Source organism: Leucobacter sp. 1207-22 (assembly GCF_052850455.1).
Genome location: NZ_VXCR01000001.1, coordinates 231,555 through 247,143 on the forward strand (window position 1 = coordinate 231,555; position 15,589 = coordinate 247,143).

At 54.3% G+C, this 15,589-nt stretch carries 11 protein-coding genes; 4 read left to right on the forward strand and 7 right to left on the reverse strand.

Annotation, left to right across the window (positions count from 1 at the left end):
* Positions 1-149: 149 nt before the first annotated feature.
* Both FW756_RS01015 and FW756_RS01020 read left to right on the forward strand, forming a co-directional pair.
* Positions 150-1,565, forward strand: a complete 1,416-nt coding sequence (locus FW756_RS01015; RefSeq protein WP_446428324.1) for a purine-cytosine permease family protein — start codon at positions 150-152, stop codon at positions 1,563-1,565.
* A gap of 38 nt (positions 1,566-1,603) precedes the next feature.
* Positions 1,604-2,926, forward strand: coding sequence for a M20 family metallopeptidase (locus FW756_RS01020; protein WP_446428325.1), 1,323 nt, complete (start codon positions 1,604-1,606; stop codon positions 2,924-2,926).
* 554 nt (positions 2,927-3,480) lie between these two features.
* Here the strand turns inward: FW756_RS01020 and FW756_RS01025 are convergent.
* Together FW756_RS01025 and FW756_RS01030 are read right to left on the reverse strand one after the other, a co-directional pair.
* Positions 3,481-4,353: a GlcNAc-transferase family protein gene (locus FW756_RS01025; RefSeq protein ID WP_446428326.1), complete on the reverse strand. Its 873-nt coding sequence runs from the start codon at positions 4,351-4,353 to the stop codon at positions 3,481-3,483.
* Complete coding sequence (locus tag FW756_RS01030) at positions 4,350-5,708, reverse strand: hypothetical protein (RefSeq protein WP_446428327.1); 1,359 nt, start codon at positions 5,706-5,708, stop codon at positions 4,350-4,352. The genes FW756_RS01025 and FW756_RS01030 overlap by 4 nt, the downstream gene beginning before the upstream one ends.
* Before the next feature lie 1,296 nt (positions 5,709-7,004).
* On the opposite strand from FW756_RS01030, the gene FW756_RS01035 reads away from it, so the two are divergent.
* Positions 7,005-7,202: a hypothetical protein gene (locus FW756_RS01035; protein ID WP_446428328.1), complete on the forward strand. Its 198-nt coding sequence runs from the start codon at positions 7,005-7,007 to the stop codon at positions 7,200-7,202.
* Positions 7,203-7,372: 170 nt separating this feature from the next.
* On the opposite strand, the gene FW756_RS01040 is transcribed toward FW756_RS01035, so the two are convergent.
* The 3 genes from FW756_RS01040 to FW756_RS01050 form a co-directional block, all read right to left on the reverse strand.
* Positions 7,373-8,281, reverse strand: coding sequence for a DUF1295 domain-containing protein (locus FW756_RS01040; protein ID WP_446428329.1), 909 nt, complete (start codon positions 8,279-8,281; stop codon positions 7,373-7,375).
* 39 nt (positions 8,282-8,320) lie between these two features.
* Positions 8,321-10,207 carry an AMP-dependent synthetase/ligase gene (locus tag FW756_RS01045; RefSeq protein WP_446428330.1) on the reverse strand — a complete coding sequence of 629 codons (1,887 nt, stop codon included), beginning with the start codon at positions 10,205-10,207 and terminating at the stop codon, positions 8,321-8,323.
* Between the two features lie 131 nt (positions 10,208-10,338).
* On the reverse strand, positions 10,339-11,664 hold the full coding sequence (locus FW756_RS01050) for a cryptochrome/photolyase family protein (RefSeq protein ID WP_446428331.1): 1,326 nt from the start codon (positions 11,662-11,664) through the stop codon (positions 10,339-10,341).
* A gap of 1,451 nt (positions 11,665-13,115) precedes the next feature.
* Here FW756_RS01050 and FW756_RS01055 point away from each other — a divergent pair.
* Positions 13,116-13,379: a GlsB/YeaQ/YmgE family stress response membrane protein gene (locus FW756_RS01055; RefSeq protein WP_188022690.1), complete on the forward strand. Its 264-nt coding sequence runs from the start codon at positions 13,116-13,118 to the stop codon at positions 13,377-13,379.
* Between the two features lie 372 nt (positions 13,380-13,751).
* Here FW756_RS01055 and FW756_RS01060 read toward each other — a convergent pair whose 3' ends face one another.
* Together FW756_RS01060 and FW756_RS01065 are read right to left on the reverse strand one after the other, a co-directional pair.
* Positions 13,752-14,873, reverse strand: coding sequence for a fatty acid desaturase family protein (locus tag FW756_RS01060; protein WP_446428725.1), 1,122 nt, complete (start codon positions 14,871-14,873; stop codon positions 13,752-13,754).
* 163 nt (positions 14,874-15,036) lie between these two features.
* Entirely contained in the window at positions 15,037-15,240 is a 204-nt protein-coding gene (locus tag FW756_RS01065; RefSeq protein WP_188022691.1) for a cold-shock protein, read from the reverse strand.
* Between the last annotated feature and the right edge of the window lie 349 nt (positions 15,241-15,589).

Sequence of the window (15,589 nt, forward strand, 5' to 3'; positions counted from 1 at the left end):
AGTAACGTTTGCATAACTTACATGTTTCATTTTGTAAATATTGAGTAAATATTGACCTCGGCGGAATGTTTGTTACATCCGTCCCGGTCGCCCCCAACGCAGTGGATTCGACCGGTTGCATAGCGAGATATCAAAGGAGAACTCTCGAGATGAATACCCCCACACCTCCCCCAATAGGCACAACGACAGCACCGCCAGCCACCTCAACCCCAACCAAGAGTTCAATAGAAACGCGTGGCCTCGACCCAGTTCCACTCGAGGAACGCACAGTAGGAGGCTGGCACTTATTCCAGATCCTCGTCAACACGCTCCTCAACCCGGGCCTCATGCTCATCGGAGGATTGGCCGTCATCTCTGGGCTCACTCCGTTCCAGGCAGTAGGTGCCGTACTCGCCGGAATCGTAGTGGCGTTTGCGGTTTACATTGTGCTCGCAACCTTGGGAGTGGACTTCGGACTTCCCGGCATCGTCGCCACCCGTGCAACGCTCGGCATCGTGGCCTCTCGCTGGATAGTCTCAACTCTTCGAGCCCTCAGTTCAGCATTTTGGTTTGCGGTGCAAACCACAGCGGGCGCCTACGGCATTGTGTCTGCTATCAAGGGGCTCACCGGCCTCTCCCTAAATTTCATTGCTGTCTGCCTCGTGTTTGGCATTCTGCAGCTTCTCGTCGCGGTCAAGGGGTACAGCAGCCTCACCTGGCTTTCACGACTCGCATTCCCCGCCAAGATGATTGGTCTGCCCTGGATCGTCATCGCCTTGCTCATGGTGGGAGATCAGAGCCTGTCCGAGGTGCTCGGCTACAACGCAGGAGGCGCTGGGCAGCTCATCACTTTCGCAATCTTCGCAAATACCGTTGCGGTCACCTGGCTAAGTCAAGTGACTGATGCTGCAGATTACTGCCGCTACACCGCTTCACGCAGATCCATGTGGATTGCCACGAGCGCCGCCGCGCTGATCGGCGCAGGCGCCTCTGCAGCCTTCGGTGCATTCGGTGCAGCATGGAGCAAGGGCACAAGCGGAAACACCTTCGAAGTGGCGGGCGCCGCAGGAGTCGGCACGATCACGCTCGTTGTCATCCTGATTGTGCTCGTGCTCGAAAACTGGACTGTGAACGTCATGAACCTCTACACCGGAGGCCTTGCCCTCAACAACCTGCTTCCAAATGTAGGCAGACTCTGGAGCACGCTTATTGTCGGCATGGTCGGCATCGGGCTTGCGCTCCTCCCTCAACTTGCAAACAGATTTACTGACGTGATTGCGAACGCCGGCCTAATCTTTGCACCGCTCGCTGGTGTGCTCGTCGCCGACTATCTCTTCATCCGTCGAGGAAACATCGACCTCTCACAGGTCTTCCGTGTGGGTGGTGCCTACTGGTACCAGGGCGGCTTCAACATCAGTGCCTTGTTCTGGACGGCGGTCGGCGGAGTTGCGTACGTCGTTATTCCAGATTGGTGGATTCCAGCTGTACTCACCATCCTCGTTTCTGGACTGGGATACCTCGCCACGGCACGGATACTTCACGGCCCGTCACTCATGCCAGCTACAAGCTCGCACTTCTCCGAGTAGCTAAATCACGCACACAACACAGTCAGGACAGAAGCCTTATGTCAGATATGAAAAACATGCTGAACACCGTCAACGCTTGGTTTGATTCCCATGCCGATGAAGTTGTTCGTACAGCGCAAGACCTCATCAAAATTCCGTCAGTGAATCCAAAGTTTGACCCAGAGGCGAGCCCAGGAGGCGAGGCGAACGTACAAGAGTACATTTCGTCGAGGCTTGCAGAGAGTGGCATCGAGTCTTCAGTCACCGAAGGACTCCCTGGACGTCCCAACCTCCACACTGCCGTCGATCCCGAGGCACCTCGAACACTCGTCTTTAACGGACACATCGATGTTGTTCCGGTTGGGGATACCGCTACATGGCACACAGATCCGTTCGGCGGAGAGATTGCCGGCGACAGGCTCTTTGGCCGGGGGGCCGTCGACATGAAAGGTGGCGTAGCAAGCGCCCTCACAGCCATCCGAGCCCTCCAGGAGTGCGGATTCGCGCAGCAACACGCGCTCGCTTTCCATTCAGTTGTCGATGAGGAGGCAGGTGGCGCTGGCACTCGTGCATTGCTATCACAATTCTCAGCTCCCACGGCAGTCATCGTCAGCGAACCGACAGACGAGGAAATTCAAACGACAGAGGGCGGCCTTGAATGGGTTCGAGTCACACTACGCGGGCAGAATGGGCATTCCGCATGGCGGTACGCCGATCTCTACCCGCAACGCATCGGAGATCCACTTGAGGAAATGAATGTCAACGTGATTGACCTGGTCTCTGACCTCACCCGCGAGATTCGACAGCTTGAGTGGGATTGGGCAATGACCCGACGCCACCCGCTTTTGCCGCCAGGGTTTACCACCATTTCCCCGGGAGTCCTCCGTGCAGGAAGCGGGATAGGAGCGGATGGACTCCCGCTGCTCTACGACAACCCCGCGATGATTCCCGACACGGCAGTGATCGACTTTGACATCAAATTCTTCCCTGGTGAAGAGTCGACTGTCCGACAAGAATTTGAGTCATGCGTATTGCGCTGGGCGGCTCGCCACCCTTGGCTCAGAACGCATACACCAACCTTTGAATGGGAACTCAAGGGTGTCTGGTTCCCTTCCATGGATACCCCAGCTGACGACCCCATCGTTCAGGCACTGTCACAAGCTGTGACGAGCCAGAACCGTCCCGCCACAATATCGGGCTTTCCAGCCGTGGCGGACGCAGCTTTCTACAGCCATGCAGGAGCGGCATCGCTCATCTATGGACCAACAGGGGCAGGGCTCCACGGTCCTGACGAATGGGTCAGCATTCGATCACTCAGGAACGTATCACGCTCGCTCGCGCTCACGGCTGTCCGCTATCTCTCTGGTGACTCCCTAACGTAACTGCCCCGCTCTCCCCTTTTTGCTGGGACTACTCACCCCAGTAAAAAGGGGAGAGCCATACGTATGAATATCCCTCGGGAGTAGTGCGTCACACAATAATCGCCAGCATGCGCGTCGGGACACAAAAACACCCCTCAACTTCACCTGAAAATCGGTGAAGTTGAGGGGTGTTTCACTTACCCACTTGTGCCCCCGGAGGGATTCGAACCCCCGACCCTCAGTTGAGCAGGGTTATTTTGCCCGAGCGGGAGGCAGCGGGATGCAATGGCACTTTACCTGCTCTGACCTTGGGTTTGTGTGGCACCGACTGGAACCGCGCGGGAGGCGTCGGGAGGCGTCGGGAGGCCATCGTATTTAGCCATCGTGTCCCAATCGTGTCCCGATTTTGGTGAGCGTAGACTCCAAATCATGATTACTGCGCGGGTCCTGGTTCGTCTCAACGGCATCACCGAGGACATGCCTATCCAAGGGCGAGAAGCACGCGTTAGGTCATTTGAACACTGTGCACGCAATGCACAAGAGTTTACTGACCGTGCAATGCAGGCTTCGCATCGCTATATGAGTTGGAGACGAGAATAGAAGTTCTCTCGGCTGCGCACTGGGCCAATGGCCGCGTGTTGCGTCCCCTCACGAGTCTGGTTGAGCGCTTCCATGCTCCGCATGCGCAACTTTTGCATCACACGGACCAGTTTTGGGTCCGAACGGAAGTCTGCAGAGTAGGAGTGCGCGCGTACTGGCGCATCCTGTTGGTACAGGTGAAAAATCGGAACCGCGTTCGGGACGTAGACATTCCATCCATGTGTGAAAAGCTGCATCGCTCGAATGAACTCGTCACCTAGTGAAGCATCTCGTATCTGCTCGACTTCAGAACAGATGGTTCCAGCAGAGAACTGGAAGCCACCAGCTACGAGCAGCGCAGGGGTTCCCCCTGGGCAGGGCTCACCTCCAGTCTGCCTGGGAACTCCAGCTTCGTCCTCACCTGCCGCAACGATCTTGTGGGGCGACGCCTGATACAAAGTCGCTGTCGATTCATCGTTGATGACAAATCGTCCTGGGTAGCACGAAAGCACTGCCCGATCATCAGCAAGCGACTCAAAATCACCGATCAACGCATCATCCCAACCTTGCGCAAATCGGGTGTGTGCATCTATCTGCAAGGTGAAGTCTTCGCCTTGCCACATGCGATCCGTAAGCCTTCGCGCCCATCCGATACCGCGTGCCAGCGTCCAGTCAACTTGGAAACTCGATACGCGTGAGTCTTTTGACACGATCGAGAGTTGATCGACGGTCTCCGGGCCAGCTTGCTGGACGATCGCGAACTTCACTCGTTTCGGGTTTGACGCTGTTTCCCACGCAGACGCGATCGTTCGGGCCAGCTCAGGGTCCCTGTAGCTTGCGATACGAACAAGTATTGAACGGTCACTCATTGCTTCTGCCGAGCGCAGCGTACGAAGACCGCAGCGCTGACAAATACTGCGCCGGTAGCTGCAATCAATGATCCGAGCATCGTGGCGAGACCCAAAGACTGCGAGCCAGTCACCGCAAGCTGTTCCGCCGAGGTCCCCGGCAGAGGCGTTCCTGGAACCGTCTCGGGCACCTTCGGGGGAATCGCCGCCTCTGGGTCTTCAATGTCGGGCTCCACAGGCTTGTCAGGTGCGTGAATAATTTCCACTTCAGGAGCCTCTGCACACGCGCTACCACCCGGCACGGCCAACTGAACCACGTTTGGGTCGCCGGGTATGCCCGTCACAGGAGTATTCGGATCTTTCTGCGCCGTGGTCGTTCGTTCGGGAGACTGCACGCAGACTGTGTTCGTCAGCACAGCGTCACCGAGCCCGAGATGTGGCGCAACAAAGCTCAGCACCCATTCGCCATTCTGATCGTAAAAACCAGAACCTACGAGCTTGTTGCCGACAACTTCAAAGTCACCACGGCCCTGCTCCAGAACAAACTCGTCTGGCACGAGTCCGCCCGCCTCCTGGATGACGTCCGTCAGGTCTTCTGCAACCGAGAAGTACTCTGGAACCTCTGCGCCTTCCGGACGCTTGACTGTGATGGTGTATTTTACATCTGGAGCTGATTGAAGCACCAGCAACCGGTCAACGTCCTTAGTGACGAGTGGCGCGGGGTGCGCAACCACAACAGGCAGAGTGGTTCCCCCTGCAGGAGCGTAATCCCAACGCTCGCCATTGAAATCATCGGTGCCACGAGTTTCAAACGAAGCAGGTACTCCCAAGACCCCGTCTCCGCCAGGGGCCACATCAACTGAGAATTTCACTTCGAACTCGCGAGGGGCATCCTCATCAAACTCACCATAGAACTCGACCGTGTTCCCGACCATTTCCATCGTCAGGCCATGCATTGGAGTTGCCTCAAGCGTGTCCAGAACGTCATCGATTTCCAGCACGTCATCAGCGATGCTACTGAGGTCCACCCTCAGCTTGAATGCGTCCATCGGATACAACCATCCTGGCTTCCACTGGTCCGTGCGCAGGCTGAACCGGAAGTTCACAGTTTCGCCAGCACCAGCCACACTGGTGGTAGACACGTTTGCTTCAAATGGGATGGTCTGCTGGTATGCGCCAGTAAACACGTCCCGGAAATTGTATTCATACTCAGCGATGGGCGCAGCATGCGCCGCGGCTGCCGGCAGAAATGCAGTTCCGACAGCAGCCACCGCAGCACAGACACGCAGAGCATTGCCAACGCCACCCTTTGCAATGGCTTTAGAATCGCGATTCTCGGACCTCGATGCAACTGCTGCGAAATCACGTGCGTTCATCTTATTTTTTCCTCGGCTCCCTCAATATTCCCCATTGCGCCTCAGCGAGCATAACCGACTCATTTAATAAACCACAACTGTTCATTAAATGACCTTGAACTCAAATACATGCCCAACATTCCGACTTTCCCAACGCATTTGTGTGTCGACAGTCGCGCCCACTCTCGTACGCACAGGAATGCCGTGGGAGTCCAATGCAAGCCGTGCAACGCACTCCCGAGCGTGAATGGCGCATGTACGACCGCGAGTGCGTCGCGATCATCTGCCACGTATATATAAGGTCACCCTGGCGACTCTTGGCTATACCGATCAGTCACATACGATCCCAAACCAGAACGGCGCATGCTGCTCGGATTCTTCCCATCACTCGAGATGGCAGCATACGTGACTTGGCGCACCTGGGATCTTCAAGACCGTCTCGTGTAATCGCACTACGTTGCTCACACACCGTGGGAAACGTTCGATCGGTGAAGTAGCCCACAGATCACGTCACGCCCTTCCACGTGAACGTGAGCAGGCTGAAACTGGGCGCATGCAATCACCGATACGACCAGACGGCTACCTGATTCCTCTCGGCGCTCCCACGTGCCCGTACTGCACTGCAGCGTACATAGCTTGGTGGCCAGCTGGCTGGTGAGAGTGCGTGCGCTGCGATTGGGCGATGATTCCAAATACTAAAAGCGCCACGCACCACACGCAGACAGAAGGTAATTAGCACCCTGACCTGGACTTGCTTAGCAAACGCACAGGATCTAAATGCAACAAATGCAAAACAAAGTGATAGAATTAACCGTCTGCACCAGGCGCAAAGATTGAGCCGGGTCCACGCCAATGAACCCGGCTCCATAAACTAGATCAAGCCCTGTTCTTGCAGGAACCTGAACAAACAAAAGGTCGCCCCACCAACTCGGTAGAGAATCCTCCACCAGTCAGGTGGGGCTTTCTTCTGTCTTCGTCCACAATGATGACAAGTAACTGCCATACACGTCTCCTGTTCTTGAGTAATACCGTACAAAAATGCGGGGGTACTCTTCCAAGGGGCAGGAGACAACAAGATCATAGCGAACTCACTGCGGTATTTGCACATTTGTTTTGCTCATGCGGAAAACGCCCCGCGCCCGCCCATACAAGGGTGAACGAAGGGCGCTTCTTTTACTCACCACGCTTGCCTTGTTCAACGTCGACGAGGGCGGGATCTCTCCTACGGCTCAGAGATTCCTGTGACCATGCGTCTTTTGGTTGATTCTCGCAGTCCGTTGCGGAATATTGGGAAACCTCACGACGAAAGGAAAACTCATGGGATTTCTGGAAGACGCAAAAGAGACCGCCGAGGCTGCCGCTAAGAAGGTAAGCCGATCAGTTGAAGACACCATCGATCGCGCCAAGGACAAGATCGACGAGGTGAAGGCTGAAGCCAACGTAAAAAAGGCAGAAGCTGAACGTGACGCAACCAAGGCTCGCAACGAAGCCAAAGAAGACCTCCGCGACAACTAGCTCGTGAAACACGAAAATCAGCCCCTCATTCCCGAAGGAATGAGGGGCTGATTCTATTACTGCGCGTAGAGTGGCTCGTACGACGGTCAGGCATCACCGCGAAGAACGATCTTCTCCGCAGAAAATCAGTTGTCTAAATGCATGTGAAGGGGATGATGCTAACAGAGCCGTCACTGAGCTGGTGTGTTTTTGCTGGGCATGATGATGAGTTTTGACGTGCGTGCCTGATACCGCTGATACTCGGGGTCATCACCCCACTTCTCCGCTGCCTTTTTCTCAAGCGTGGGGATTCCACTCACTTTGGTGAGCAACAAGATCACAAACACAGGGGAGAAGAGTGCAACCCACTGCCACCCGTGGAGGGCTGGAGCGGCGATAAGGAGTACTCCGATCCACAAGATGATTTCACCGAAGTAATTTGGGTGTTGGGAGACTGACCAAAGTCCCGTACTGATGAAGCGGCCATGGTTACGCGGGTCAGTCTTGAAACGGTTCTTTTGCACGTCTGCGACTACTTCAATTGTGAAGCCGATCAGCCACAGCGACAGTCCGACCCAAGTCGTCCAGTCAAGCGGCGCGGTGCTTGATGATGTAAGCGAAATCCAAGCGGCCGCGGCGGTCAGACTCACCCATAGCGCCTGCAATGTCCAGACCAAAAAGAAGCGAAGTTTTGATGTCTTGATGTCATCAAAACGGTCGTCCCCGCCTGAGCGAATATTGCGAGCAAACAGGAAGCTTCCGAGTCGAGCTGCCCACACGATCACAACGCACGCAAGGAGAAGGTCCCGCACGTCAACTGATGGTGACAAGACGATGAGCACGGTTGTCACCACAATATACGTGATGCTACCGGTCGCATCAAAATAGCGGTCTGTTTGTGCGAATGCTGACGGGATGAAGGCGAACCACTGCACGAGGAAGGTCAGCAGTACTGCAAACGCGAATCCAGGAATCGTTGGTAGTGGACCAGAGCTGCTGAGGGTCCATCCGCCTTGACTTCCGGCTAGTGCAAGTAGCACGCCAAGAGCGATGACGGCGCCAATGATTACGGTCAGTGCGATCGGATGAGGCTTGGTCATGGTGGTTCTTCCTGTAGACGTTGTGGGGAGAAATGCGGACTATGTGGTGCGGTCGGGTGAGTACAAACGTGCAATGTAGGGACCGCTCGCTTCGAGTAGTGCTTGCCGTTTTAGCTTCATAGTCGGGGTGATGAAGGCCCCTGGGTTTTCTGTACCGAGCGCTACCAACGACCAAGATTGAGCTCGTGCACCAGGTTGCATTTCGGCGTTGGCATTGGAAATGGCTGTAGCGATTTCGTGGTGTAAACGTTCGTCGACGATGGCGGTGAATGTAGGTGAGTTGAGATCCTCGAGTGGGGCCTCATTTCGTGCTTGAAGCCAGGCCTGAACGGCTTCTGGGTCTATCACAACAAGTGCCGTGAGGTAGGGGCGATCATTTCCGATGAGTACTGCGTGAGCGACGAGGGGATGCAGCTCGACTACTTGTTCCCATCCTTCGGGTGAAATAGTCCGACCCGTTGAGGTGACGAGTACATTTTTGAGTCTGCCTGTGAGCGTTAGTGATCCGTATTCGTTGAGATGGCCGAGGTCACCAGTGCGAAAGTAGCCATCAATGAACGCGGAGGCAGTGTCTTCAGGGTTTCGATACCCGGGAAAGACGCCGATCCCTCGAGCGAGAATTTCGCCGTTTGGCGCGATTCGTACCTCATTCCCAGGAAGTGGTGTGCCAACAGAACCGGCAGTGAGCGAACCCGGCCGTGTGCCGGTGAGGGGTGCTGTGGTTTCAGTGAGCCCGTATCCCTCAATGACCGAAACTCCAATGCCGGAGAACAGCTGGGCAAGTTCCGGTCGTAACGTTGCAGCGCCTGAGAGTAGAAACTCCATTCTTCCGCCCATCACTGCTCTGAGCCGCGAGAAGAATAGTCGGTCAAAGATTGCCCATCGGACACGGAGCGTGACAGGCGCTGCCTTCCCAGATTCGATGTACTGCGCGCGGACAATTGCCGCGTTTCGAGCCCAGCGCCAAAGAGGAAGGAGATGCTTCTTCTCCGCAGCAAGAGCCACTGCGGACTCGATTTTTTCGAGCACTCGCGGCACGACGACCAGGAATGTCGGCCTGAGTACTGATAGCGCCTGGACTGCCTCTTTGGGGTTGGCTAAGTGAGCGATACGCATGCCGTTTGCAATGCAGATCAGTTGAAGCGCGCGTCCCAGTACATGAGTGAGTGGGAGAAATAGAACGGTATTTCCTTGCTCGTTCACCACGTCCTGGTAAGCGGCGGCGGTATTGAGTACTTGCCCAACGAGGTTTCGGTGAGAGATGAGTGCTGCTTTAGGGGTTCCTGTGGTTCCTGAGGTATACACGATCGTCGCAACGTCGTCCAAGTTGGCGCCGGTTCGGCGGACTTCTAGCTCTGAGTCGGTCACTGAGTGCCCGAGCGCGCAGAGAGCTTCGAGTGAGTTTGGGCTACCGGGTTCGAGGAGCCAATTTGTCGGAACCTGAATGTTGGCCGCAAGTGCTGCGTCAAATAGCAACTTACGATGCTCCTGTGTGCCTGTAAAAGCCGCGACTGGTTTTGCGTCCGAAAGAATACTCGCGAGCTGCCCGATGGGTGCGGTATCGTACACAGGCACAACGAGCGCACCTGCAAACAGTGCGGCCTGGTCCACGACAGCCCAAAGGTACTGCGTTGGCGCCAGGATAAGAACGGCTTCGCCAGGCTGGACGCCGCTTGCGAGTAGCCCCTTGGCGACACTCTGAACCTGCTCAAGAAACTCGCTCGTGCTCACTGGAGTCCAAGGAACATCCATATTGGCGCCTGGTTCGCGTATTTCGAAAGCAATGTGGTGAGGAGCCACGAGGTTTCGCTGTGTGAGGAGATCGGTGACATTGCGAAGCTGCTCGATATCCACTGCCGCTGGGGTCGAGGCAAAGTTTTCCCGGACGATTGTGGACGTGTGCGCAACGGGCTTCTTGTGAGTCACAGTAACCAACTTAGTGCAATTTTAGTTAGCCTGGTTAGATATATACAGGGCTAAGTATCAGCGCATCACGAGCTAGCTAACAAGCCCTGTTTGAATTCAACATAACCCAGCCTAGAAAATGCGCTCCTCAATCAGCGAGCTAGACCGTGATACGCCTGGAGCGCGTGTGTTCTGGTGGATTTCAAGTCGATAATTTTCGGCAAGGTTAAACTATATGGCGCCCATTTACCGACATACGCACCGTCTGCGTCAAACTTCTTTTGTTGCAGATCGGGGTTAAAAATGCGAAAGTACGGGGCCGCGTCTGCACCGCACCCAGCCACCCACTGCCAGTTGAATGGGTTGCTTGCTTCATCTGCGTCAACGAGGGTTTCCCAGAACCACGCTTCACCTAATCTCCAGTCGAAGCCCAGGTTCTTTGTGAGCAACGAAGCAGTAATCATGCGCACACGATTGTGCATGAAGCCTGTTTGCCAGAGTTCCTGCATTCCGGCATCAACGATTCCAAAGCCTGTGCGTCCTGACTTCCACGCCACGAATGCTTCGTCGGTTTTGAGACGCCAAGGGAACGCGTCAAAGCGGCTGTTGAGGTTGCGCTTGTGCAACGGACCAAGGTGAAATTCGGTGTGCTTCGCGAATTCACGCCAACCAATTTCGCCCAGGAACAAACCGACATCTCCTCCAGTTCGTAGCGTCCTGTGCCAAACCTGGCGGGGACTTATCTCTCCCCAGCGCAAATAGGGGGAAAGCTCAGATCCCGTGTCTTCTGAGGGAAAGTCTCTTCGAGAGTAGCGTTGCGCCCGGGTCTCGAGGAACTCCTCGAGCTTTTGTTGAGCTGCAGATTCGCCTGGTTGCCACCGGCTGGCAATTCCGGTCGCCCAGTCAGGAGCTGAGGGGGTTAACCTCCATTCATCCAAAGATTCACTCTTGGCAAGGTTTTGCGAGCTTTTCAAATGTTTGGGCACTGAAAGCGGTACTGCGGGGTCGCGTCCCGATGTACAAGTCCTCCAGAATGCTGAGTACACCTGGTACGGTTCACCTGACTGGCTCGTGACTGTCCAGGGCTCGAAGAGCACGTCACCAGGGTAGGAGTGGGCCGCGACTCCAGACTGTCGTAGCACAGCCTTGAGTTTCGCATCATGCTCACGGGCCGGCCCATAGCGGCGATTCCAGAACACTCGATCTGCTGCACATTCAGTTACTACAGCGGGGATAACTTCTTCTGCAGCCCCGCTTCGCAAAACAAGTGGGATCCCAAAATGAGTCAGCGATTGCTGCAGGGAATGAAGGGAATGGTGCAACCACCACTTTGCGGCGCCACCGAGTGGCCGAATGTGTTCCGACACCTCATCGAGAAGGTAGAGCACCACAATTCCATCTGGATCTTCCGCAGCTGCGCTGAGAGCCGCATTGTCAGTCAGCCGCAGATCATCGCGGAGCCACACTAGGGTTGTCATCACACGATTGTACGGTCCTCGCTGCGGCGCCTATCCACGCACCAACGCGGCAGAACAAGTCAGGAGTAGAACGAATGTTTGTCACGCGTATTCGTACTGTGGTGTTATTGGATTGCTCGGCGGATATCGCGTGGGGTGCAGTTCATGATCCGGCTGTTGCAGCGCAGTTGTACAGGCCGATGCTCCAAATGCGTCCCAAAGCAGGGCGGCAGTTTCCACGAGAGTTTGTCTCTGGCTCACAAATAGATGTCGGAATATATTTTTTGGGCAGGTTCTGTGTCGGTTCTCAGCGGATCGCGATCGAGGATTCCTGTCAGGCGACATGCGCTTCAGCGCCAAGAACGATGCAGGATGTCGGGAAACCTTTGTCTGGACCTTTGGCACTTTTGCGTTATTGGCACCACGAAATTAGCATCAAGCCGGCGAGTTCATACACGAGTATTTGGAAGGACGAACTCACAGTTGGCGGGTTTTTTGCGCCGCTGTTCTTCGTGTTCCTCCAGGGTATGTGGCGTTGGCGAGGAGTAAAGCTGAGAAAGTTAGCAAGGCTTTGGGCTAAAGAACGTTTCTAGCGCAGGATCAGGGGATTGGCCCGAGCCACGATAACAACGACCCGTCTTCTCAGATGACCAAGTATCCGATCGATGCAAGTAGGACACTTCTTCCCTAACTACAGCGAGCGAAAGCAAATTCCATTCCTTTCTTGCTGCATCAAAACATCGGTAGCTCATGAATCTCTCTTGGACTCAGTGTGGCCGTCTCAACTGTTTATAGCTGCTGCGACGGCCACACTCTGTAGTCACTCTGAAACAGAGAGACTAATCATGCATAGTCAGATCAGCTTGGTCTTTCCGCCACGATGAATAAATCTTTTGCTTCCAAGCCTGGCTTTAGCAATCAAGCACAGTACTTGGAGCAAGCATTGTTCAAGTTGACTTTGGCAGGGCCAGCGCCAAGGTAGCGGGTGGACATTCTTCCTTGGCGCCGAGACGGCACCACATCACCAAAATCATCACGTCACCCATTGAGGGTGTCCTTATGCGTTGGGTTGCGTTCTCAGAGGATCACGTATGAACAGATCACCGCAAAAGTAGGCTTGTATGGCCCGTGTCTTTGAAGACGTGCGGACTGGTGGCACCGGCGCATCGCGCTGAACGTATCAGCACAAAATTCCCCGCACCTACCCAAACAAGGGTGAGCGCGGGGCGCAGTTGCGTTACTCGTTCTTGAACCTGCAGCACCCAAGCGGCGACGTGGCAATGCTGACAGCTCCGAGCTTCAACATCCGTGAAGTCCGGTAGCAAATGCATCCATCTCGATATTCAGCCGGGTGCAATGATCGATTCCTTACAAAAGCAATCAATAGTACTAAGTTTTGTAGCCAGTCGAAAAATGCCTTGACATTCCCCAGCCGTCGGAGTGAAATTGTGCAACAAACGAAAGGATTGATCATGGGATTCTTGGCATTCGTTCTACTGGGTTTGATCGCCGGAGCGATCGCGAAAGCGATTCTCCCAGGAAAACAAGGCGGTGGATGGTTCGCAACACTCATTCTTGGAGTCATAGGCGCAATGGTTGGCGGCTGGCTAGGATCGTTGCTCTTTAACGCAGACATAGACAAGTTCTGGTCTCTGTCTTCCTGGGCGCTTGCAATTGCCGGATCGATAATCGTTCTACTAATTTGGGGCCTCATCACGGGTCGCAAAAAGAACTGAACGCCGATTTGAATATGAGTGACGCGATGTTCTAGGTAAGACGCGCATCCGACTGTTAGGGCATCTACAAGAAGGTAGCTGACTTTGAATGTAGCTCCGAGATCGAAAAGCGTTCGAGCAGTTAGGTAACGATGCATTACGAACGCGTTCCGAATCACAGCGAGCAGCATTCTGCAACCGCTGCCTAATCCAGGAATCCTTTGGCAGGAAATGTTGTCGTCTAGAAAGAATCGTCCTTCACTCACGCAAGAGCGAAGGACGATTCTTTACATCCCCACAGCGCTAGACCGATGGGTAAGACCGCCTAAATCAACTGTTCTGGCCATGTCCGCAGATGGGGTAGCAACACTATAAATTTGGGACTCTAACCCTCTAAGCGCGTCGAAACTCCGCAACCATCGGACATTCAAACGGGTCTCGCGCAGCAAGTCCAACTTCGTTCAAATATCGAATGACAATCGCATATGAGCCGATGAGTGAAGTCTCCACGTACGGCACATCATGCTCCAAGCAGAATCGCTGAACAATTAGCCGTGCCTTCGCAAGCTTTGGCCGAGCCATACTGGGAAACAGATGATGCTCGATTTGATAATTCAGGCCACCCATAAAGATTGTCGCCCACCAGCCACCACGGATATTACGAGAGGTGCGGACTTGCTTTGTAAAGAAGTCAATACGCTCTCCCGCCGCAATAACGGGCATGCCCTTGTGGTTGGGCGCAAAAGATGCGCCCATATAGATGCCAAACACCGCAAGCATGATGCCAGAAAACGCGAACGCCATTCCGAGTGGCAGAAAAACAAAAATGGGCACGAAAACCAAAATGGTTCGGATGAAAATCATGCTCAACTCGCTCCAGCGAGATTTTACCGACTTCTCCGTTAATAGATATCGGAAACTATGTCCGTAGAGGTTCAAACCTTCCAGCGTGAGCAGGGGGAAAAATAGCCACCCCTGACGTTTGGTTATGAACTTGCGAAGTCCGGTAGCCGAGGCTGCGTCTTGTTGCAGGAAGGAAATGGTATCGACTTCAATGTCGGGGTCTCTACCTTCCATGTTTGGGTTAGCGTGGTGTCGACTATGTTTCGAGTCCCACCACGAGTAACTAATACCAACAAACGCCGTGAGTACCCGGGCAAGTGCATCATTGGAAGGACCGGCAGTGAGAATCTGTCGATGTCCCGCTTCATGTGCTAAAAATGCGACCTGAGTAAACAGCAGTCCCAAACAAGCTGCAACAATGAGTTGCAGCCAGCTCTCGCCGAGAATAATTGATGCCGCCAACACGAGCAGAAAACCGAGAAAGATCGAGAATCCCGTAAGTATGTAAAACCAGGGGCTCCGAGACAACAGACCTAGCTGCCGTATCTCCTGAGAGAGTCGCGTATATGCGCGCGCAATATGCGGAAAATCCTCTTTTCGGGCAAAAGTCTTACGGAGAGGACCCAGTGTGCTGACAGCGTCAGCGAGAATGTCAGAGATGTATGAACCTATTTCCTAAGGGCGGCCACTGAGCGTTTCACGCAGAGTCAGCGTTTCAAGCTTCAGCAAGTACCGTTTAGTCAAATGTAAGTCACATCACATGCAAGGTCACCCATATGTTCTTGCCTGACAGCGAAGTACCAGGAATTGACACTTCGCTGCCTCGAAGAAACTTTTAGATAACCTGGATGTTGGCTGCCTGGGGACCTTTCGGACCCATCTCAGACTCGAAGGAAACCTTCTGGTTTTCCTCAAGGCTGCGGTATCCAGCACCGTTAATTGCTTTGAAATGAGCGAAGAGATCGGCGGACCCGTCATCGGGGGCAATGAAGCCGAAGCCCTTGTCAGCGTTGAACCATTTCACTGTTCCTGTTGCCATTATTGTTTCCTTACGTTGTTTGAAGACCTAGACGGTCAGTTATGCCTCGGCAGTTCCGCCGGGGAAAACGAGTGGCATGGCTTTTAGAACTTGCCGCACCGGGTAGACGATGTGTGACTAGAGATTCCACCAATGCGAATGCCCCTACCATGGAGCTCATTTGGGCCAGCTCAGTGCTGTGCGAATCATAGACAGTGAAGTTGTCTTCGTCGTCGATCGCGACAAAGCCAGCAAATTCTCCGCTGTTATTTGCAACGTAGACGTCATGATCAACTTGGGTCCAGGATACGTCTGAGTAAGCCACGGTGGTAGCAGGGAAAAAATAAAAGACCAATCAAATTCGAGCAAC

What these genes read in the sequence shown, in the direction of transcription:
- FW756_RS01015 (WP_446428324.1), top strand. Translation starts at nt 150, where the DNA reads ATGAATACCCCCACACCTCCCCCAATAGGCACAACGACAGCACCGCCA.
- FW756_RS01020 (WP_446428325.1), top strand. Translation starts at nt 1,604, where the DNA reads ATGTCAGATATGAAAAACATGCTGAACACCGTCAACGCTTGGTTTGAT.
- FW756_RS01025 (WP_446428326.1), bottom strand. Translation starts at nt 4,353, where the DNA reads ATGAGTGACCGTTCAATACTTGTTCGTATCGCAAGCTACAGGGACCCT.
- FW756_RS01030 (WP_446428327.1), bottom strand. Translation starts at nt 5,708, where the DNA reads ATGAACGCACGTGATTTCGCAGCAGTTGCATCGAGGTCCGAGAATCGC.
- FW756_RS01035 (WP_446428328.1), top strand. Translation starts at nt 7,005, where the DNA reads ATGGGATTTCTGGAAGACGCAAAAGAGACCGCCGAGGCTGCCGCTAAG.
- FW756_RS01040 (WP_446428329.1), bottom strand. Translation starts at nt 8,281, where the DNA reads ATGACCAAGCCTCATCCGATCGCACTGACCGTAATCATTGGCGCCGTC.
- FW756_RS01050 (WP_446428331.1), bottom strand. Translation starts at nt 11,664, where the DNA reads ATGACAACCCTAGTGTGGCTCCGCGATGATCTGCGGCTGACTGACAAT.
- FW756_RS01055 (WP_188022690.1), top strand. Translation starts at nt 13,116, where the DNA reads ATGGGATTCTTGGCATTCGTTCTACTGGGTTTGATCGCCGGAGCGATC.
- FW756_RS01065 (WP_188022691.1), bottom strand. Translation starts at nt 15,240, where the DNA reads ATGGCAACAGGAACAGTGAAATGGTTCAACGCTGACAAGGGCTTCGGC.